This is a genomic window from Streptomyces flaveus, from assembly GCF_014647675.1.
Classification (GTDB): domain Bacteria; phylum Actinomycetota; class Actinomycetes; order Streptomycetales; family Streptomycetaceae; genus Streptomyces; species Streptomyces flaveus.
The window spans coordinates 404,156-422,656 of the sequence record NZ_BMPQ01000005.1; the positions used below are offsets into that span (position 1 = coordinate 404,156).

17 protein-coding genes and 1 tRNA gene are annotated in these 18,501 nt (G+C 70.0%); 12 read left to right on the forward strand and 6 right to left on the reverse strand.

The features are described 5' to 3' along the window. Nucleotides 1-129: 129 nt before the first annotated feature. The gene (locus IEZ21_RS13760) at nucleotides 130-1,587 is read right to left on the reverse strand and encodes an aminopeptidase P family protein (RefSeq protein ID WP_189322145.1); all 1,458 of its coding nucleotides are present in this window, start codon (nucleotides 1,585-1,587) and stop codon (nucleotides 130-132) included. A gap of 116 nt (nucleotides 1,588-1,703) precedes the next feature. Next, the gene (locus IEZ21_RS13765; protein ID WP_189322146.1) at nucleotides 1,704-3,152 is read right to left on the reverse strand and encodes a PP2C family protein-serine/threonine phosphatase; all 1,449 of its coding nucleotides are present in this window, start codon (nucleotides 3,150-3,152) and stop codon (nucleotides 1,704-1,706) included. Nucleotides 3,153-3,685: 533 nt separating this feature from the next. Here IEZ21_RS13765 and IEZ21_RS13770 point away from each other — a divergent pair. Both IEZ21_RS13770 and IEZ21_RS13775 read left to right on the forward strand, forming a co-directional pair. Then, on the forward strand, nucleotides 3,686-4,351 hold the full coding sequence (locus IEZ21_RS13770; RefSeq protein ID WP_033321236.1) for a bifunctional DNA primase/polymerase: 666 nt from the start codon (nucleotides 3,686-3,688) through the stop codon (nucleotides 4,349-4,351). Nucleotides 4,352-4,407: 56 nt separating this feature from the next. After that, entirely contained in the window at nucleotides 4,408-4,968 is a 561-nt protein-coding gene (locus IEZ21_RS13775; RefSeq protein ID WP_189322147.1) for a hypothetical protein, read from the forward strand. Nucleotides 4,969-5,243: 275 nt separating this feature from the next. Here the strand turns inward: IEZ21_RS13775 and IEZ21_RS13780 are convergent, their stop codons facing one another. Then, the gene (locus tag IEZ21_RS13780; RefSeq protein ID WP_189322148.1) at nucleotides 5,244-6,245 is read right to left on the reverse strand and encodes a DUF5926 family protein; all 1,002 of its coding nucleotides are present in this window, start codon (nucleotides 6,243-6,245) and stop codon (nucleotides 5,244-5,246) included. A gap of 129 nt (nucleotides 6,246-6,374) precedes the next feature. Beyond that, nucleotides 6,375-6,917 carry an ATP-binding protein gene (locus IEZ21_RS13785; RefSeq protein ID WP_033321234.1) on the reverse strand — a complete coding sequence of 181 codons (543 nt, stop codon included), beginning with the start codon at nucleotides 6,915-6,917 and terminating at the stop codon, nucleotides 6,375-6,377. On the opposite strand from IEZ21_RS13785, the gene IEZ21_RS48415 reads away from it, so the two are divergent. After that, complete coding sequence (locus IEZ21_RS48415) at nucleotides 6,874-6,999, forward strand: hypothetical protein (RefSeq protein WP_277611372.1); 126 nt, start codon at nucleotides 6,874-6,876, stop codon at nucleotides 6,997-6,999. The two genes, IEZ21_RS13785 and IEZ21_RS48415, sit on opposite strands and share 44 nt — an antisense overlap. Nucleotides 7,000-7,101: 102 nt before the next feature. Here IEZ21_RS48415 and IEZ21_RS13790 read toward each other — a convergent pair whose 3' ends face one another. Then, a complete protein-coding gene (locus IEZ21_RS13790) occupies nucleotides 7,102-7,914 on the reverse strand; it encodes a glycerophosphodiester phosphodiesterase (protein ID WP_033321233.1) in 813 nt (270 codons plus the stop codon). A 329-nt stretch (nucleotides 7,915-8,243) separates the two neighbouring features. On the opposite strand from IEZ21_RS13790, the gene IEZ21_RS13795 reads away from it, so the two are divergent. Beyond that, on the forward strand, nucleotides 8,244-9,695 hold the full coding sequence (locus IEZ21_RS13795; RefSeq protein ID WP_189322150.1) for a S1C family serine protease: 1,452 nt from the start codon (nucleotides 8,244-8,246) through the stop codon (nucleotides 9,693-9,695). 58 nt (nucleotides 9,696-9,753) lie between these two features. Then, nucleotides 9,754-9,840, forward strand: a tRNA-Ser gene (locus tag IEZ21_RS13800). A gap of 81 nt (nucleotides 9,841-9,921) precedes the next feature. Here IEZ21_RS13800 and IEZ21_RS13805 read toward each other — a convergent pair. Next, the gene (locus IEZ21_RS13805) at nucleotides 9,922-10,791 is read right to left on the reverse strand and encodes a bifunctional DNA primase/polymerase (RefSeq protein ID WP_189322151.1); all 870 of its coding nucleotides are present in this window, start codon (nucleotides 10,789-10,791) and stop codon (nucleotides 9,922-9,924) included. A 165-nt stretch (nucleotides 10,792-10,956) separates the two neighbouring features. Here IEZ21_RS13805 and IEZ21_RS13810 point away from each other — a divergent pair, with 165 nt between their 5' ends. The 7 genes from IEZ21_RS13810 (at nucleotide 10,957) to IEZ21_RS13840 (ending at nucleotide 18,480) form a co-directional block, all read left to right on the forward strand. Further along, a complete protein-coding gene (locus IEZ21_RS13810; protein ID WP_189322152.1) occupies nucleotides 10,957-12,120 on the forward strand; it encodes an acyl-CoA dehydrogenase family protein in 1,164 nt (387 codons plus the stop codon). Then, the gene (locus tag IEZ21_RS13815) at nucleotides 12,117-13,154 is read left to right on the forward strand and encodes a bifunctional MaoC family dehydratase N-terminal/OB-fold nucleic acid binding domain-containing protein (protein WP_189322153.1); all 1,038 of its coding nucleotides are present in this window, start codon (nucleotides 12,117-12,119) and stop codon (nucleotides 13,152-13,154) included. The genes IEZ21_RS13810 and IEZ21_RS13815 overlap by 4 nt, the downstream gene beginning before the upstream one ends. A gap of 1 nt (nucleotide 13,155) precedes the next feature. Next, complete coding sequence (locus IEZ21_RS13820) at nucleotides 13,156-14,235, forward strand: acyl-CoA dehydrogenase family protein (RefSeq protein ID WP_189322154.1); 1,080 nt, start codon at nucleotides 13,156-13,158, stop codon at nucleotides 14,233-14,235. Next, nucleotides 14,232-14,687: a MaoC family dehydratase gene (locus IEZ21_RS13825; RefSeq protein ID WP_245685354.1), complete on the forward strand. Its 456-nt coding sequence runs from the start codon at nucleotides 14,232-14,234 to the stop codon at nucleotides 14,685-14,687. The genes IEZ21_RS13820 and IEZ21_RS13825 overlap by 4 nt, the downstream gene beginning before the upstream one ends. Further along, a complete protein-coding gene (locus IEZ21_RS13830; protein WP_189322155.1) occupies nucleotides 14,684-15,856 on the forward strand; it encodes a lipid-transfer protein in 1,173 nt (390 codons plus the stop codon). Before IEZ21_RS13825 ends, IEZ21_RS13830 begins: the two co-directional genes overlap by 4 nt. Nucleotides 15,857-16,106: 250 nt before the next feature. Beyond that, the gene (locus IEZ21_RS13835; protein WP_033321209.1) at nucleotides 16,107-16,661 is read left to right on the forward strand and encodes a SigE family RNA polymerase sigma factor; all 555 of its coding nucleotides are present in this window, start codon (nucleotides 16,107-16,109) and stop codon (nucleotides 16,659-16,661) included. Nucleotides 16,662-16,803: 142 nt separating this feature from the next. Further along, nucleotides 16,804-18,480, forward strand: coding sequence for a long-chain fatty acid--CoA ligase (locus IEZ21_RS13840; RefSeq protein ID WP_189322156.1), 1,677 nt, complete (start codon nucleotides 16,804-16,806; stop codon nucleotides 18,478-18,480). Nucleotides 18,481-18,501: the final 21 nt, after the last annotated feature.

An 18,501-nucleotide genomic window follows, 5' to 3' on the forward strand; every position in this document is an offset into this window, starting at 1 on the left:
AAAGCCGCCCCCCTAGGCACACCAAAAGGCCGGGTACCCAGAAGGGCACCCGGCCATCACTCTCGTATCAGCCCTTATAGGGAGGCCATTTCGGCCCCGCGTGACGTACTCATGCGTACTCGGGAAAAGTCAGCCCTTCAGGGACGCCATCCAGGCCTCGACCTCGTCGGAGCGGCGCGGCAGGCCCGCCGAGAGGTTCTTGTTGCCGTCCTCGGTGACCAGGATGTCGTCCTCGATGCGGACACCGGTGCCGCGGTACTCCTCGGGCACGGTCAGGTCGTCCGCCTGGAAGTACAGGCCAGGCTCGACGGTCAGGCACATGCCCGGCTCCAGCGTGCCGTCCACGTACGTCTCCGTCCGTGCCGCCGCGCAGTCGTGGACGTCCAAGCCGAGCATGTGACCGGTGCCGTGCAGCGTCCAGCGGCGCTGCAGACCAAGCTCCAGCACGCGCTCCACGGGCCCTTCGACCAGACCCCACTCGACGAGCTTCTCGGTCAGCACGCGCTGCGCGGCGTCGTGGAAGTCGCGGTACTTGGCGCCCGGCTTCACGGCCGCGATACCGGCCTCCTGGGCCTCGTACACGGCGTCGTAGATCTTCTTCTGGATCTCGCTGTACGTGCCGTTGACCGGCAGCGTGCGCGTCACGTCCGCGGTGTAGAGCGTGTGGGTCTCGACGCCCGCGTCCAGCAACAGCAGGTCCCCGGAGCGGACGGGACCGTCGTTGCGCACCCAGTGCAGCGTGCAGGCGTGCGCGCCGGACGCGCAGATGGAGCCGTAACCGATGTCGTTGCCCTCGACCCGCGCGCGCAGGAAGAAGGTGCCCTCGATGTAGCGCTCGCTGGTCGCCTCGGCCTTGTCGAGGACCCGTACGACGTCCTCGAAGCCGCGCACGGTCGAGTCGACGGCCTTCTGCAGCTCGCCGGCCTCGAACGCGTCCTTGACCAGCCGGGCCTCGGAGAGGAACACCCGCAGCTCCTCGTCGCGTTCGGCGGTCACCTTGTCGGTGAGCGCCGCCTCGATCCCGGCGTCGTAACCGCGGACGACACGGACAGGCCCGGTCGCCTCGCGCAGCTTGTCGGCCAGCTCGCGGACGTCGGCGGCGGGGATGCCGTACAGCTGCTCGGCCTCGGCCAGGGAGTGGCGGCGGCCGACCCACAGCTCGCCGTGGCCGGAGAGCCAGAACTCGCCGTTCTCCCGGTCCGAGCGCGGCAGTAGGTAGATCGTCGCCTTGTGGCCGTCGCCCTTGGGCTCCAGGACGAGGACGCCGTCCTCGGTGAGGTTGCCGGTGAGGTACGCGTACTCGACGGAGGCGCGGAAGGGGTACTCCGTGTCGTTCGAGCGAGTCTTCAGGTTGCCCGCGGGAATGACCAGCCGCTCGCCCGGGAAACGCGCGGAGAGCGCGGTGCGGCGGGCGGCGGTGTACTCGGCCTGGGGGATGGGCTCCAGGCCGTGCAGCTCGGTGTCGGCCCAGCCGGACTTCATGCTCTCGGCCAGCTCGTCGGACACGCCGGGGTACAGACCGTTCTTGCGCTGCTTGATCGGCTCCTCAGCTTCGTCCGTTGTCTCCGGAGTGAGCTCTTCGGCCACGGTCATCCTCCTAGATACGGCACTGGACCCCCTCCATCGTACGGTCGTACGGAAGGGGGCCCAGGGGGTCGGAATTCCTTTTACACGGCCTATGGGCTTACGGACTTACGGGCGACTCACTCGAAGCGTGCCGCAAGCAACACCACGTCCTCCCGGCCGTCGGCCGCGTCGAGCTCCTCCGGAAGTACCGTCCGCAGCACATGGTCGGCGAGCGCCCCCGGGTCCGCACGCAGTGACCTGGGCACGTTCGTCGCCGCCGCGTGCAGTCGCGCGAAGGCCCGGTCCGTGGGGTCGCCGGTGCGCTGCAGCAGACCGTCCGTGTACAGCAGAACCGTCTCTCCTGGCGCTGCCTGGAACTCCACGCTCGGCGCCTCCCAGCAGGCGAGCATGCCCAGCGGCGCGGACAGCGACGTCTCCACGAACTCGGTACGCCGCTCACCGATCAGCAGCGGCGGGCTGTGCCCGGCCCCGGCCATCGTGATCTTGCGCGAGGCGGGCTCGCAGTACGCGAACAGGGCGGTGGCGCTGCGGGCGGGCTCGGTCAGCCTGAGCAGCAGTTCCAGGTCGGACAGGACGGCGACGGGATCCTCGCCCTCCATCACGGCGTACGCCCGCAGGGACGCCCTCAGCCGTCCCATGGCGGCCACCGCGCTGGGCCCCGACCCCGTGACGGACCCGACAGCGAGACCGAGCGCGGTGTCCGGCAGGGGCAGCGCGTCGTACCAGTCGCCGCCGCCGCGCGGACCGGTGCGATGCCGGGCGGCGAGCTGGACGCCGGAGACCCGGGGCAGCCGCGAGGGAAGCAGCTCGCCGGTGATCGTCGTCATGCACGCGCGCGTGCGTTCCAGTTCGACCAGCCGGGCCAGGTGCTCGGCCGCGTACCGCGTGTACAGACCGACGAGGTGCCGCTGCCGTTCGACCGGCTCGGCGGGCTCGTCGTACAGCCAGACGGCGGCGCCAAGGCGGCCGGCCGTCTCGGTGGACAGCGGGAGCGCGTAGCTCGCGGCATAGCCGAGCCGGGCGGCCACCTCGCGGTGACGCGGGTCGAGCCCGTCCTCGGAGAACAGATCGGGCTGTGTGATCTCTCCCTCGCCGCCGGGCAGTCCGTCCAGGATCTTTCCGTACGACATGCAGCGGCGCGGGACCGTCTCGATATGACCGAGATCGGCGCGGGCGAGGCCCAGGCCGATGGTCGTGTCCGGGCCGAGGCCGTCGCCCGGCTCCATGACGACGAGACCGCGCCGGGCACCCACGAGGGCAGCTCCCGCGTGCAGAAGTTCATGAAGTGCGTCACTCAGGGACGCCGTGCGGACCATCCGCTCGGTCAGTTCGTGCAGCGTCGTGAGATCGGACACCCAGCTGGCGAGACGGTCCTGGAGAACGGCTCCTGGGGGGTTTGGAGCAGAGGCCGAAGAGGTACCCGAGGCGGCAGGCGCGGGCGCGACAGTGTGTGTGGGGCCCGGAACCGTTGAATCGATTCCAGCCACTTTCGGAAGGTGAGGGGCGTTCATGGCGCCCGGCTTTCCGACCGGTGCGTATTGCTCAAAAACATCGCAAACCCCCATGTCATTCTGCGCCGCTAGCAGTGTCTCCACATGTACACGTACTCGTCAGGGGATGTCCAGCATTGTCCTGCTGAGATTCCTGGTGTCTGTGGGAAACTCGAGAAAGGCAAAGTTGGCTTAAAACCGCCTCGGGTTACGGTGTATTGCGGTCGACTGGCCTTGTTCGACGGAGCGTCACAGCGGTCGTGATGGGTACGTACTCGGTGAAGGCCAGGGGTGGTTGGGCTCGTCCCGGAACCTGGCGACGGACCCGGGCGTCTTAACCACCGACGACCGTGCCCCATCCTCCCGTGACGGAGGCGGCAAGCAATACGCGGGACAGAATCGCCAGGCGCCGCCACCCCCACGCCATGCCCATGCTGTTGATAGGCGCAGTATGGACGCGGACGCAGCCAGTGCTCGGCCCATAGGGGTTCCCCTTGTCCTGGACAGGGGTGTGATGCGCCAGTAGGTACGCACAGTGAAGTGATCGACACATGATGTGATGTGGTCCTCGGTGTTGCCAGGCGTGCAACGGAAAGGAACGAGCGCTCATGCGCGAGATCCTCGGAAGGCGACGCAGGCTCCTTTCCAGGCGGAACAATGGAAGGCCTGAGATGCTCGGCGCGGCCCTGACATTCGCGACCGCATGGCAGTGGCCCGTGCTCCCCGGTGTCGCGCCCGACCCGCAGGGGCGGGTCGGCTGCGGATGCCCCGATCCCGAGTGCACGGTTCCAGGTGCCCACCCCTTCGACCCTGCCCTTCTCGCGGCCACCACCGACGAGCGCATGGTGCGCTGGTGGTGGACGAACCGCCCCACGGCGCCGATCGTCCTCGCCACCGGCGGCCAGGCCCCGTGCGCGGTGAGCCTGCCGGCGCTCGCCGCCTCCCGCGCGCTCGGGGCGCTCGACCACATGGGTATGCGCCTCGGCCCGGTGGTCGCCTCCTCCACGCGCTGGGCGCTGCTCGTGAAGCCGTACTCCTTCGAGCAGTTGGGTGAGTTGCTGTACGCCAAGGACTTCGTGCCCGGCTCGTTGCGCTTCCACGGTGAGGGCGGCTATCTCGCGCTGCCCCCCTCCGAGACCGGACAGGGCCAGATCCGCTGGGAGCGGGCGCCGCTGCCCGGCTCGGCCGCGCCCTGGGTGCCCGATGTGGAGGCTGTCGTGGACGCCGTGGTGGAGGCCCTCACTCGTCCGGGTGTGAGCGCACCCGAGTTGTAGGGGAATCGGGCGCGCGGCGAACCGAACAGCCCTTCTTGGTCGTTATCGTCCCTTTCATGCTGCGCTTCCCCGGGGGGCGACCCCCGGGCTCCCGAAGAGTTCGTCTGCCGGCGCTGACGGGCGTCGGCGCGCTTGCGGCCGCGCTGCCGCTGGCCGTGGCCTCCGCCGGGCCCGTGGACGACAGGAGTCCCGCGGCCGTACGTACATCCGAACGGGTCGACGACGAGGCGGCCGCATCGCGGCCCAGCCCGGTCAGGAGTCCGCTGTCGCCCGGCCGGGATCTCGTCGGCACCGCCCGCTGCGGACCCGAACTCACCTCCCCCGACGGCATCGAGGCACAGACCTGCGTGCTGACCCAGGGGCGGGACACCTGGGCGCGCACGTACTACCGCAACGCGACCGGCGACGATCTCACCGCTGTACTGACCCTCATGGCACCCGGCGGCCGTACCGTCCGGATGCACTGCGCGGTGGGCGCGGACGACGAGCCGGGGGCGTGCGAGACACCTCGGGAGCGCACAATCGGGGACACGCGGGCATACACGGCGGTCGTGGAATTCGCGGCGGACACCGAGGGGCCTCTGCTGCTGCGCTCGGGGAGCGACTCCGCCACGTAGATGGTCAACTCGCCTGCGGGGAGGGCCGGTTGGGACTCGCTCTGAGGGCGGGCCGGGATCCGGAAACGCAAAGACCCGGTTGCTGGCGACGGGGGATGCACCAGCAACCGGGCTATTGAACGGTAACAAGAGATCGGCGGTTCGCAAATTCGATCTCGGCTATTCGGAGACCGATTTTCCTGCCACGACAGAGAGTTGTGACAGGAGTCACCGATTCCGCGAGATCCCTGGCGGCTGACCGGTCGGTCAGCCGCAGACGGGGTGTCGAACGGGCGTCAACTCAGCGTCACCTGGCGGTTGGTGAGGCCGCCACGCGCCCGGCGCTCGTCCCCGGTGAGCGGTGCGTCGGTGGCCAGTGCGGTGGCGAGCCGCTCGGCGAATTCGGCGGCCGGCTTCTCGATGTCCTCCGCGGTGACACCGGTCGGCAGATCCCAGACCGGCACCGTGAGGCCGTGCGCACGGAAGGAACCCACGAGACGGGTGCCTTCTCCGAGGCTCGACCGGCCGGCCGCGTGCAGCCGCGCGAGCGCGTCCAGAAGCTGCTCCTCGGCGTGCGGCATGACCCAGCGCAGATGGTTCTTGTCCGGGGTCTCGCACCAGTACGCGGCGTCGACGCCCGACAGCTTCACGGTCGGGATGGCGGCGGCGTTGGCGCGCTCCAGGGACGCGGTCACGTCCGGAGTCGCGTTCTGAGAGTCCGGGACCCAGAACTCGAAGCCCGAGTGCACCACGGGCTCGAACGCGCCCTCGGGGTCGAGAAGATCCTGCAGCCGCGGCCCTCCCCCAGTCTCGAATCCGCTCGACCGGGGGGTGCCCCCACCCGGGGCGCGTCGGCCCTGGATCGGAGTGCCGGGCTCGGCGGTCAGCGCTCGCTGAAGGGTGTCGGCGAGGTCGCGGCTGATGTCGCCGGAAGAGGCGTCGTTCTGGAGGCCGATCATCACGGAGCCGTCGTCGCGGCGCAGCGCGGGCCACGCCATCGGCAGGACGGTCGCGAGCGTGACCGAAGGAACACCCTCCGGGAGGGACTCCTTGAGCGTCAACTCGACCGTGGCCGCGGGCACCAGCTCGCGCAACGCGACCCAGTCGCACTCGCCCGGCAGCCCCTCGAAGGGGCGCTGCACCAGCTCGGTCACGGCATGCGACGCGCTCCGCCCGTGACACGCCTTGTAGCGGCGGCCACTGCCACAGGGGCAGGGCTCGCGGGCTCCCACCACCGGGATGTCGCCGTCCTGCGGCCGCGGCTGCCTGGCCTTCGTCTGGGATCGCTTCTTGGCCATCGTGGGTTTCTCCCGGTTACGGCGTCTCTCGTACGGGCGCGAGCCTAGCCGCTCGTACGAGGACCGACGGGACCCTGTGGACAACCTGCCGAGTCGTCCCGGAACCGGCGCTTCGGTCCAGCCCGCGCTTCAGTCCAGGTCGTCGAAGGAGTTCCCGAAGTCCAGGTCGGGTATCGCGGACACCGGCGGAGCCGTGATGCGCGTGGCGAAGTCGTCGCGCCGGTGCTCCGTGTGTCCGTTCTTCTGGACGACCACCCACACCGTGACCTCGCCCTGGACGTCGTCCCTGACGCCCCAGTCGTCGGCCAGCGCGGTGATGATGTTCAGCCCACGGCCGCCGCGCGCGGTGACCGAGGGCGTGGCCGGAACCGGGCGGGTCGGACCACCGCCGTCCGTCACCTCGACGGTCAGCCGTCCGCCCGGATCAACCCGCCATGCGGCCCGGACATCGCCGTCCCCCGCCAGCGCGTCGCCCAGCGGCCGGCCGTGCCGGCACGCGTTGCTCAGCAGTTCGGAAAGGATCAGTACGGCATCGTCGATGACCGCTTCCGCCACGCCACCGGTGCGCAACTGATCGCGCATCCGCTGTCTTGCTTCCCCCACGCCCGCAGGGCCATGGGGCACGGCCATGCTCGACGACGTGGGCACCTCCTGTGCCACCACCAACGCCACCCCCGAGACCTCCTTCGCCCCACGCCACGGTGTGGATGCCCTCCTGGACTGGACCGGAAACCGGCCGATGCACATGCAGTGACGCACTCGTAACCGTCGAACACGGACCGAACGCGCCGGAGCACTCCCCGTAAGCGCGTGGCCGGATTTCGACGGTCTGGCCGAGGTCTCGGAACCTCGCAGGTCAGCGGCCCAGCCGGCGCAGTACCGCGCGCGGGCGGTTGGTGATGATGGCGTCGACACCTAGCTCGACGCAGAGATCGACGTCCTCGGGTTCGTTCACGGTCCATACGTGAACTTGATGACCGGCCCGCTTCAGGCGCTCGATGTACAGCGGGTGGTTGCGCACGATCCGCATGGACGGGCCCGCGATCCGGACACCCACGGGCAGCCGCCCGTCGCGCAGCCGGGGCGAGAGGAACTGGAGCAGATAGACCGTCGGCAGCGTCGGGGAGGCCGCCCGCACGCGGTGCAGCGAGCGTGCCGAGAAGCTCATGACGCGTACGGGCGACTCGGCCGCGGAGGCCGGGGCGTCCAGGCCGAAGCGCTTCAGGAGGTGCAGCAGGCGTTCCTCGACCTGGCCCGCCCAGCGCGTGGGGTGCTTCGTCTCGATGGCCAGTTCCACGGGGCGGCCGGCGTCGGCGACGAGCTCAAGGAGGCGCTCGAGCGTCAGGACGGACTGCTGCTCCCAGGACGGCGGCCGTTGTTGCTCCCAGTCGGGCGCCTCGTCGCGGTTCTTCCAGGAGCCGAAGTCCAGGGTGGCGAGGTCGGCGAGCTCCAGGGCGGAGACGGCGCCGCGGCCGTTGGAGGTGCGGTTGACGCGGCGGTCGTGGACACAGACGAGGTGGCCGTCCGCGGTCAGCCGTACATCGCACTCCAGGGCGTCCGCCCCGTCCTCGATCGCCTTCTCGTACGCGGCCAGGGTGTGCTCCGGGGCCTCTTCGGAGGCGCCGCGGTGGGCGACCACCTGAATCAGGTGCTGTCGTGCGTGGGTCACCGCGTCATGGTGCCACCCGCGCGCGCGTGGCTGCGTCATGGTGCCCGCGCGCGTGGGTACGCGCCAAGGGCGGTGGCCCAGAAGCTGCGGTGGTTATGTCGGACTGGTCCTATATAAAGGAAGGTCGTGACCCATGAGGCGTAAAGGTAAGGTCGCGGACCCACAGGCACCGCTTATGGCGCCCTGACGTCCCGTGGGAAAAGCTGACGGCATACAAAGAAGTACATGCACAGCTGAATCGCGCCGGATCACGAACACGTAAGACCACATATGAGTGAGCGAGACCGAGCGCGACCGGAAACAGCAGCAGTGGATCGAGAGGAAGAGCTGTGAGCACCGAGAACGAGGGCACCAACGAGGGCAACGCGGTACCCCCCGCCCCGTCTGCACCTCCTGTGCCGGTGGACGCTCCCGCTGCTTCCACGCACCCGGAGCACGGGGTTCCGCCGCGGACGGGTCCCCGTCCGGAATCCCAGGAGGGCGATCCGACGGCCGGGCTGCCCCCAGTGCCTTCCGGGGCGCCCGACGGCACAAGTGCCGCCCCCGGTCCGGAAACGGGCGCCTGGCCCCCTCCGCCTCCGCCGGCCACGCCTGCGTACGCGAACGGCGGCTCGGGAGCCGGCTGGGGATCCACGTACCAGCAGCCCGCGCCCAAGTCCGGCGGCGGTCGCGGCGGCCTGATCGCCGCGGTCCTGGTGGCCGCGCTCGTCGCGGGCGGTGTGGGCGGCGGCATCGGCTACTGGGCGGCCGACAGCAACGACACCTCCACGGGCTCGACGACGGTGTCCGCCTCGCAGAGTGGCGGTGACCTCAAGCGCGACGCGGGCACGGTCGCGGCGATCGCCAACCAGGCGCTGCCCAGCACCGTCACCATCGAGGCGGAGAGCGGCAGCGGCGAGGGCGGCACGGGCACCGGCTTCGTCTTCGACAAGCAGGGCCACATCCTCACCAACAACCACGTGGTGGCGGAGGCGGTCGACGGCGGCAAGCTCTCCGCGACCTTCCCCGACGGCAAGAAGTACGACGCCGAGGTGGTCGGCAACGCACAGGGTTACGACGTCGCGGTCATCAAGCTCGACAACGCGCCCGCGGATCTGAAGCCGCTGCCGCTCGGCGACTCCGAGAAGGTGACCGTCGGTGACTCGACGATCGCGATCGGCGCGCCCTTCGGTCTGTCCAACACGGTGACCACGGGCATCATCAGCGCCAAGAACCGCCCGGTGGCCTCCAGCGACGGCAGCTCCAGCGGCAAGGCCTCGTACATGAGCGCCCTGCAGACCGACGCCTCGATCAACCCGGGCAACTCCGGCGGCCCGCTCCTGGACGCGAACGGCTCGGTGATCGGCATCAACTCGGCCATCCAGTCCGCGAGCAACGGTCTGGGCGGCACCGGACAGTCCGGCTCCATCGGCCTGGGCTTCGCGATCCCGATCAACCAGGCGAAGAACGTCGCCCAGCAGCTGATCAGGACCGGCAAGCCGGTCTACCCGGTGATCGGCGCCTCGGTCTCCCTCGAGGAGGGCACCGGCGGCGCGAGGATCACGGAGGAGGGCGCGGGCGGCGCGGACGCGGTCGAGCAGGGCGGCCCCGCCGACAAGGCCGGTCTCAAGCCGGGCGATGTCATCACCAAGATCGACGACACGGCGATCGACAGCGGCCCCGCCCTCATCGGCGAGATCTGGACCCACCAGCCCGGCGACACCGTCACCCTCACGTACACCCGTGACGGCAAGACCAACACGACCGAGGTCACCCTCGGCGAGCGGGAGGGCGACAGCTGACCCGCCACGACAGCTGACCCGTTAGTCTTGATCCCGCGCCAGTCTCCGGCCGGCGCGGGGTGGGTTGCCCGAGCGGCCTAAGGGAACGGTCTTGAAAACCGTCGTGGCAGCGATGTCACCGTGGGTTCAAATCCCACACCCACCGCGCAGGTCAGAAGGATTGCAGGTCAGAAGGGGTGTCTCTCACCGAGAGACACCCCTTCTGCGTCGGGAGCCCGGCTCTCCCTCACCCCTGTCGGCCTCCCACCAGCCGTCGGGCCGACCCCACTGTCGACCGTGCCTCCCGCTCCGAAAGGCCCACCTGGACCGCCGCGTCCACCAGCGGTTCGACGAGCTCGTCGCCGATCCCGTTCTCGTACGCCCGGCAGGCCGCCCAGAAGAGGCGGGTGTTGCGTTGGCCCTCGTGGGCGGCGGCGACGAACTGGACCAGGCCCTGGCCGTGCCCGCCCGCTGAGGACGGCGTGGGGTGGTGCGTTCGGGGCGGGGGCGTGAGTAAGCGCAGGAGGGCGCGTGGGCAGGGTGCGGGCGCCAGGTGGGAGGTGCCCGGAGCCGTGCTGTAGACGCCGTGCGCGGTGCGCGAGCCGGGGCCGACGAGGTAGCCGCCGGCGCCGCGGATGTCGATGCCGGGGGCGAGGCGGCCCGCGGAGTTGGGGACGACGACGTCGGGTGAGCCGGACAGCCACAGGTGGCGGCCGCCGCTGGGAGTCAGGACGACGACCGTCTCCGGGATCGTGAACAGATGGCGCAGGGCGAGTTCGCGCAGCGCCGCCGAGGAGTCGGTGCCCGATTTGGTGTCGAGGTCGATGCCGATGAGGTGGTGTGGCTCAAGACCGCAGGCGATGCCGTAGCCGGTGGCCCAGGGGGCGGCGGCGAAGAGCTCGCGAATGCGTTCGGGTTCGGTCGAGGCGTCGTACACACCGTGCCCGAAGCGCCCGCACTCCCCGTGGCAGGGCGGCGCCGTCGGGTCGTCGCGGTGCGGGGAGCGCAGTGCCGGGAGCTTGGTTCGGGACAGCGGGAAGACGGCCAGTCCGCGTTCGGCGGCTGACAGCGCGTGTGCAAGGGCCAGCGTGGTGGCCTGCCGGTCGATGGTGGCCATGACTCCATGTTCGTACGGGTGTTCGAAAAAAGGAAGAGGGGGCGGCCTTGTGGAGGCGGTTGGGCCTCGGTTTCGACGGGGTGTTTCCGGCGACCTTGACAGTCCCCAGGATCTGACGGACAGTCAGAAACCCTTGTTCGTACGAGGTCCGGGAGGGCCGTCGTCGTGCACCTCGCCCCCACCGAGCGCCAGCGACGGCTGCGCGCCGAACTCCGTACGTACTTCCGGGACCTGATGCCTGACGGGTCGCCGCCCGCCGCCGATTCGGGACGGCAGCGGGCGCTACTGCGGCGGATCGGCGCCGACGGCTGGCTGGGGCTGGGCTGGCCGGTGGCGTACGGCGGTCAAGGGCGCGGCGCCGACGAGCAGTTCGTGTTCTTCGACGAGGCCTACCGGGCGGGCGCACCCGTCTCCATGGTCACGCTGAACACGGTCGGACCGACGCTGATGAAGTACGGGACCGAGGAGCAGAAGGACTTCTTTCTGCCGCGGATTCTGCGCGGGGACGTCGTGTTCGCGATCGGGTACTCGGAGCCGTCGGCCGGGACCGATCTCGCCTCGCTGCGGACGCGCGCCGTGCGCGACGGCGGGGACTGGATCGTCGACGGGCAGAAGGTCTTCACCTCCAACGCGCAGAACGCCGACTGGATCTGGCTCGCCTGCCGCACCGACCCGGACGCGCCCAAGCACAAGGGCATCGCGATCCTGCTCGTGCCCACCGACGCCCCCGGGTTCTCATGGACGCCGATCGAGACAGTGGGCGGGCTGACCACGACGGCCACGTACTACGACGAGATCCGCGTTCCGGCGGGCAATCTCGTCGGCGAGGAGAACGGCGGCTGGGGTCTCATCACCAACCAGCTCAACCATGAGCGGGTCGCGCTCGCGGCGATCGGCATGCAGGCCGAGGACTTCTACGCCGCCGCGCTGACCGCGGCCCGTACGCCCGATCCGGTGACCGGGCGGCGCAGGGTTGACGAGCCGTGGGTGCGGTCGAGACTGGCCGAGGCGCATGCCCGGCTGGCGGCATCGCGCCTGCTCAACTGGCGTTTGGCGGGGGATGTCGGGGCCGGGCGGCTGGCGCCCGGCGATGCGAGCGGCGTGAAGTTCGCGGGAACCGAATCGACGGTCGCGGTGTATCGAATGTGTCAGGAAATTGTGGGAGCGGACGGGCTGATCCGCTCGGGCTCGCCGGGTGTGTTCGAAGGCGGCGAGCTGGAGCGGATGAACAGGGCGGCGCAGATCAACACGTTCGGGGGCGGGGTGAGCGAGGTGCAGCGGGAGATCGTGGCGACGATGCGGCTCGGGATGACGAGGGGGCGGCGGTGAGCGAGGAGTCCGGCGGGGACCTCGACGCACGGCTGAAAGCGTACGAGGGGCGGGCAGCAGCGGTCGCGGGAGTGGGTAAGGACCCGGTCAACGAGCCGATGATCCGGCACTGGTGCGAGGCGGTGGGAGACAGGAATCCGGCGTATGCGGGGCCGGATGCCATGGCTCCGCCGACCATGCTCCAGGCGTGGACCATGGGAGGCCTGTCCGGTCATTCCGGGCATACGGGGCGGTCGCAGGCGTACGACGAGCTGCTCGGGCTGCTCGACGGCGCCGGGTACACCTCCGTGGTCGCCACCGACTGCGAGCAGGAGTATCTGCGGCCGCTGCGGCCGGGGGACGAGATCACCTTCGACTCGGTGATCGAGTCGGTCTCCGCGCGCAAGACGACCAAGCTGGGTACGGGGTATTTCGTCACTACGCGCATGGATGTACGGGCAGGGGGCCGGCCGGCGGGGACGCATCGGTTCCGGATCTTCAAGTACGCGCCCGCGGTCCGGAAACCGAGGGCTCCGGAGGATGCGGCACCAGGGACCGGGGCGGCGGCTTCAGAGGCTGCGTCACCGGCGACGGCCGCGACCGCTTCAGAGGCCTCGACGGTGTCACGGCCCCGGCGTCCTCGTCCTGTCGTCAACCGTGACAACGCCGGGTTCTGGGAGGGCGTGGCCCGGCACCGGCTGCTGATCCAGCGCTGCGACGGATGCAGGACACTGCGCTTTCCCTGGCTTCCGGGGTGCAACGCATGCGGGTCACTGGAATGGGACACGGTCGAGGCGAGCGGCGAGGGAACCGTGTACTCGTACGTCGTGATGCACCACCCGCCCTTCCCGGCCTTCGATCCTCCCCATGCGGTCGGGCTGATCGAACTGGCCGAGGGCGTGCGGATGATCAGCAATGTGGTGGGGGTGCCGCACGAAGAGGTGCGGATCGGGATGCCGGTACGGCTCGAATTCGAGCGGGCGGACGAGGAGTTGGAGCTGCCGGTCTTCCGTGCCGTCGCGGCCGTCGCGCCGGTCGAGGGGAGCGGGGGCTGAGATGGACTTCACACCCACACAGGAGCAGGCGGCGGCCCGTGAGCTGGCCGCGCGGATCTTCGGCGACCTGTCCACGCATGAGCGGCTCGCCGCCGCCGGGACGGGCAGTGATGCCGAGCTGTGGAAGGCGCTGTGCGAGGCCGGGCTCGTGGCCGCCGTCGAGGACATAGGGCTCCTCGGGCTGGTGCTCCTGCTGGAGGAACAGGGGCGGACGACGGCCCAGGTGCCGTTCGCGGCGAGCTGTGTGTACGGGCTGTCGGCGGTGTCGGCGCATGGTTCGGCGGAGCAGCGGGAGCGGCTGCTGCCGGGCATCGGGGACGGGACGGTGGTGGTGAGCGGGGCGCTGCGCGGAGCGGCCGTACGGGAGGAAGGGCCCGGCGAGTTGAGCGGCACGGTCGCCGTAGTGCCGTGGCTCCGCGACGCCACGCATGTCCTGGTCGCGGATGATGCGCGCCGACTGTGGCTGGTGCGGACGGGCGAGGCCGAGTGTGAGCCCGTCGAGCTGACGGCGCCCTGGTCGGCGGGGCGGCTGACGCTGGACGGCACGCCGGCGGAGCGGCTCGACGACGGGGCGGGAAACGAGGAGGCGTACGAGAGCCGTGCGTACGACGACATGCTCGCCACCGCGCGTACCGCCTTCGCGGGGCTGCAGGCCGGGGTGTGCGCGGGTTCGCTGGCCCGGGCGGTGGAGCACACCAACACCCGCGAGCAGTTCGGACGGCCGCTCGCGGCCAAGCAGGGGGTCCAACTCCGGGCAGCGGATGCGTACATGGACACGGAGGCGATACGAGTCACGGCATACGAGGCGGCCTGGCGACGTGACGAGGGGCTGGAATACGCCAGTCATGCGCTGACCGCCGCGTGGTGGGCCTCGGAGGCAGGACAGCGCGTTGTGCACACGGGCCAGCATCTGCACGGCGGCATGGGAGCCGACCTCGACCATCCCGTGCACCGGCACTTTCTGTGGGGGCGGCAGCTGGACGCGTATCTGGGATGCGGGAGCGAACTGCTCCAGGAGCTGGGGGAGTTGATCGTGCACGGAGAGGGCGAGGGAGAGGGAAAGGGGGCGGTGGAGGCATGAGCGCTGGTGTCGGGCAGATGGTCTGTGTCGGCGATGAGCTGCCGCCGCTGGAGATCGAGATCACCCGCACGCTCATCGTCGCCGGGGCCATCGCGTCGCGCGACTACCAGGACGTGCACCACGACGCGGAGCTCGCGCGGCAGAAGGGCTCGCCGGACATCTTCATGAACATCCTGACGACCAATGGTCTGGTCGGCCGCTACATCACGGACCACTTCGGTCCCACGGCCGTCCTCCGCAGAGTGGCGATCAGACTGGGGGCGCCCAACTACCCCGGAGACACGATGGTGTTGACCGGCACGGTCGAGGAGGTCGCGGAGGTCGAGGGCGAAGACGCCGCGGGCAAGACGGTCACGGTGAAGGTGGCCGGGGCCAACGGCATCGGCAAGCACGTCACGGGGACGGTGATCGTGACGGTCCCGGGCGGCACCGACGGGGTGGGCCGGTCATGAGCGTACGGACGAGGGACACGCTCGGCGGACGGGCGGCGGTCGTGGGGATCGGGGCCACCGAGTTCTCCAAGGACTCGGGGCGCAGTGAGCTGCGGCTGGCGGTGGAGGCGGTGCGGGCCGCGCTCGACGACGCGGGGCTCACGGCGGCCGATGTGGACGGCATGGTGACGTTCACGATGGACACCAGCCCGGAGATCACAGTTGCCCAGGCGGCCGGTATGGGGGAGCTGTCCTTCTTCTCGCGGATCCACTACGGCGGTGGGGCGGCCTGCGCGACCGTTCAGCAGGCCGCGCTCGCGGTGGCGACGGGGGTGGCCGAAGTCGTGGTCTGCTACCGGGCGTTCAATGAGCGGTCGGGGCGGAGATTCGGGTCCGGGGTGCAGCGGCGGGAGCCGTCGGCCGAGGGTGCGGCGCTCGGCTGGGGCCTGCCGTTCGGGCTGCTCACGCCCGCCTCCTGGGTGGCGATGGCGGCGCAGCGCTATCTGTACACGTATGGGCTGACGTCAGAAGCGTTCGGGCAGGTCGCGGTCGTGGACAGGAAGTATGCGGCGACCAATCCGGCGGCGTACTTCCACGGCAGACCGATCACGCTCGCCGACCATGCCGCCTCGCGTTGGATCGTCGAGCCGCTGCGGTTGCTGGACTGCTGCCAGGAGACCGACGGCGGTCAGGCCCTGGTCGTCACCTCCGTGGAGCGGGCGCGTGACCTGCCGCAGCCGCCCGCGGTGATCGCGGCGGCGGCCCAGGGCGCCGGCCGGAGACAGGAGCAGATGACCAGCTTCTACCGGGACGATCTGACGGGGCTGCCGGAAATGGGGGTGGTGGCGCGGCAGTTGTGGCGTACGTCCGGGCTGACGGCGGCCGAGATGGATGTGGGGATTCTGTACGACCATTTCACGCCGTTCGTGCTGATGCAGCTGGAGGAGTTCGGGTTCTGCAAGCCGGGTGAGGCGGCGGACTTCGTCGCCGAGGAGCGGCTGCCGCTGAACACACACGGGGGACAGCTCGGGGAGGCGTACCTGCACGGGATGAACGGCGTGGCGGAGGCGGTACGGCAGCTGCGCGGGACGTCCGTGAACCAGATACCCGACGCCCGACGGGTACTGGTCACGGCGGGCACAGGGGTCCCCACCTCGGGGTTGATCCTGGGGGCGGATGACGGAGGCTGAACACCGAGTGGGCCGCGTTGCGCTACTCCCCACAGCCCACCCCGGAGCCCATCCGTACTCCTCCGGAACCGCGTGGTGCCCCGTACTACTCCTGAGGGAGCGGTCTCTCAGGGGTGGACCCTCAGGGGTACGGGCCGTTACGTCCACCTCCAGGAGGTGGAGGTGGCACCACTCCTACAACCTGAGGCGGACAAGGCTTCAGGACCTCCGGCCGATCCGCTCGAGTAGGGGGCGATCCTAGCGTGGAGCCATGACCACACCCGTCTGCACCAGCGCTTCGAACGCCGCTACGCCAAGGGCCCAGACCCTCGCGTACCCGTCGTTCGCGTCGTACGTGAAGGCCCGCCAGCCCGTGCTGCTGCGTACCGCGCGCTCGCTGACCGCGAACCCCAGCGACGCCGAGGATCTGTTGCAGACCGCACTGGCGAAGACGTATGTCGCGTGGGAGCGGATCGAGGACCACCGGGCGCTCGACGGTTACGTCCGCCGGGCGCTGCTGAACACGCGGACGTCGCAGTGGCGGAAGCGGAAGGTCGACGAGTTCGCGTGCGACGAGCTGCCGGAGCCCCAGGCTCCGCCAGCCGGGGACCCGGCGGAGCAGCAGGCGCTTCACGATGCGATGTGGCGCGCGATCATGAGGTTGCCGGCGCGGCAGCGGGCGATGGTCGTCCTGCGGTACTACGAGGACCTGAGCGAGGTCCAGACGGCGGAGGTGCTCGGCGTCTCGGTCGGCACGGTCAAGTCGGCGGTGTCGCGTGCGCTCGGCAAGTTGCGTGAGGACCCGGAGCTGGAGCCGGTTCGCTGATCTGTGCCCGGCCGCCTCACAAAGCCCGGTCTCGCCACGGAAGCCCTGCACAGCAACGTGATCGATCATCCCCGTACTAGTGACATACCGCGCGGTATGTGCGCACAATCAGCCCCAAACCTTTCACGCCACCGCGCAGGCAATGTCGCCCCGGGAGGACGCCGTGCAGAGCACGATGCAGGACGTACCGCTGCTGATCTCAAGAATCCTGACCCACGGGTCGACCATCCATGGGTCGTCGCAGGTGATCACGTGGACCGGCGAGGGGGAGCCGCACCGGCGTTCCTTCGCCGAGATCGGGGCGCGGGCCGCCCGGCTGGCGCACGCCCTGCGGGAGCTCGGAGTCGAAGAGGGACAGCCGACGGGCACCTTGATGTGGAACAACGCCGAGCACGTCGAGGCGTACTTCGCGATCCCCTCCATGGGCGCGGTGCTGCACACGCTCAACCTCCGGCTGCCCCCGGAGCAGCTGGCCTGGATCGTGAACCACGCCGCCGACCGCGTGGTGATCGCCAACGGTTCGCTGTTGCCGCTGCTCGCGCCGTTGCTGCCGCATCTGAAGACGGTCGAGCATGTGATCGTCTCGGGTCCCGGCGACCGTTCGCTGCTGGACGGGGCGTCGGCCCAGGTGCACGAGTACGAGGAGCTGATCGACGGCAAGCCGGAGACGTACGACTGGCCGGAGCTGGACGAACGCCAGGGCGCGGCCATGTGTTACACCTCCGGGACGACGGGTGACCCCAAGGGGGTCGTCTTCTCCCACCGTTCCGTCTATCTGCACTCCATGCAGGTCAACATGGCGCAGTCCATGGGCCTCACCGACCAGGACACGTCCCTCGTCGTGGTCCCGCAGTTCCATGTGAACGCCTGGGGGCTGCCGCACGCCACGTTCATGACCGGTGTGAACATGCTGATGCCGGACCGTTTTCTCCAGCCGGGCCCGCTCGCCGAGATGATCGAGAGCGAGAAGCCCACGCACGCCGCCGCCGTCCCCACCATCTGGCAGGGGCTGCTCGGGGAGCTCAAGGCCAAGCCGCGGGACGTGAGTTCGCTGACGCAGGTCACCATCGGCGGCTCCGCCTGCCCGCCCTCCCTCATGAAGGCCTTCGACGAGCTGGGCATGCGCGTCTGTCACGCCTGGGGCATGACGGAGACCTCCCCGCTCGGCACGATCGCCAGGCCGCCCGCCCATGTGGTCGGCACGGACGAGGAGTTCGCGTACCGCATCACGCAGGGCCGCTTCCCCGCGAGCGTCGAGGCCCGGCTGACAGGCCCCGACGGCGAGCGGCTGCCCTGGGACGGCGAGTCCGCGGGTGAGCTGGAGGTACGCGGTCCATGGATCGCGGGCGCGTACTACGGCGGCCACGGCACCACCGAAGCCCTGCGCCCCGCCGACAAGTTCAGCGAGGACGGCTGGCTCAAGACCGGTGACGTCGGCACGATCAGCTCCGACGGCTTCCTGACCCTCACCGACCGCGCCAAGGACGTCATCAAGTCGGGAGGGGAGTGGATCTCGTCGGTGGAGCTGGAGAACGCGCTCATGTCCCACCCCGACGTCGCCGAGGCCGCCGTCGTCGCCGTCCCCGACGAGAAGTGGGGCGAACGCCCGCTGGCCACCGTCGTCCTCAAGGAGGGCGCCACCGCCGACTTCAACACCCTGCGCGCCTTCCTCGCCGAGGAGGGCAAGATCGCCAAGTGGCAGCTCCCCGAGCGGTGGACGGTGATCGAGGCGGTGCCGAAGACGAGCGTCGGAAAGTTCGACAAGAAGGTGCTGCGCAGGCAGTACGCGGCGGGCGGTCTGGACGTCACGCAGATCTGACGGCTTTTCGCCCGCTATGTG

What these genes read in the sequence shown, in the direction of transcription:
- IEZ21_RS13830 (WP_189322155.1), top strand. Translation starts at nt 14,684, where the DNA reads ATGAGCGTACGGACGAGGGACACGCTCGGCGGACGGGCGGCGGTCGTG.
- IEZ21_RS13765 (WP_189322146.1), bottom strand. Translation starts at nt 3,152, where the DNA reads ATGGGGGTTTGCGATGTTTTTGAGCAATACGCACCGGTCGGAAAGCCG.
- IEZ21_RS13780 (WP_189322148.1), bottom strand. Translation starts at nt 6,245, where the DNA reads ATGGCCAAGAAGCGATCCCAGACGAAGGCCAGGCAGCCGCGGCCGCAG.
- IEZ21_RS13820 (WP_189322154.1), top strand. Translation starts at nt 13,156, where the DNA reads ATGGACTTCACACCCACACAGGAGCAGGCGGCGGCCCGTGAGCTGGCC.
- IEZ21_RS13770 (WP_033321236.1), top strand. Translation starts at nt 3,686, where the DNA reads ATGCGCGAGATCCTCGGAAGGCGACGCAGGCTCCTTTCCAGGCGGAAC.
- IEZ21_RS13775 (WP_189322147.1), top strand. Translation starts at nt 4,408, where the DNA reads ATGCTGCGCTTCCCCGGGGGGCGACCCCCGGGCTCCCGAAGAGTTCGT.
- IEZ21_RS13835 (WP_033321209.1), top strand. Translation starts at nt 16,107, where the DNA reads ATGACCACACCCGTCTGCACCAGCGCTTCGAACGCCGCTACGCCAAGG.
- IEZ21_RS13805 (WP_189322151.1), bottom strand. Translation starts at nt 10,791, where the DNA reads ATGGCCACCATCGACCGGCAGGCCACCACGCTGGCCCTTGCACACGCG.
- IEZ21_RS13825 (WP_245685354.1), top strand. Translation starts at nt 14,232, where the DNA reads ATGAGCGCTGGTGTCGGGCAGATGGTCTGTGTCGGCGATGAGCTGCCG.
- IEZ21_RS48415 (WP_277611372.1), top strand. Translation starts at nt 6,874, where the DNA reads ATGCTCGACGACGTGGGCACCTCCTGTGCCACCACCAACGCCACCCCC.
- IEZ21_RS13840 (WP_189322156.1), top strand. Translation starts at nt 16,804, where the DNA reads ATGTCGCCCCGGGAGGACGCCGTGCAGAGCACGATGCAGGACGTACCG.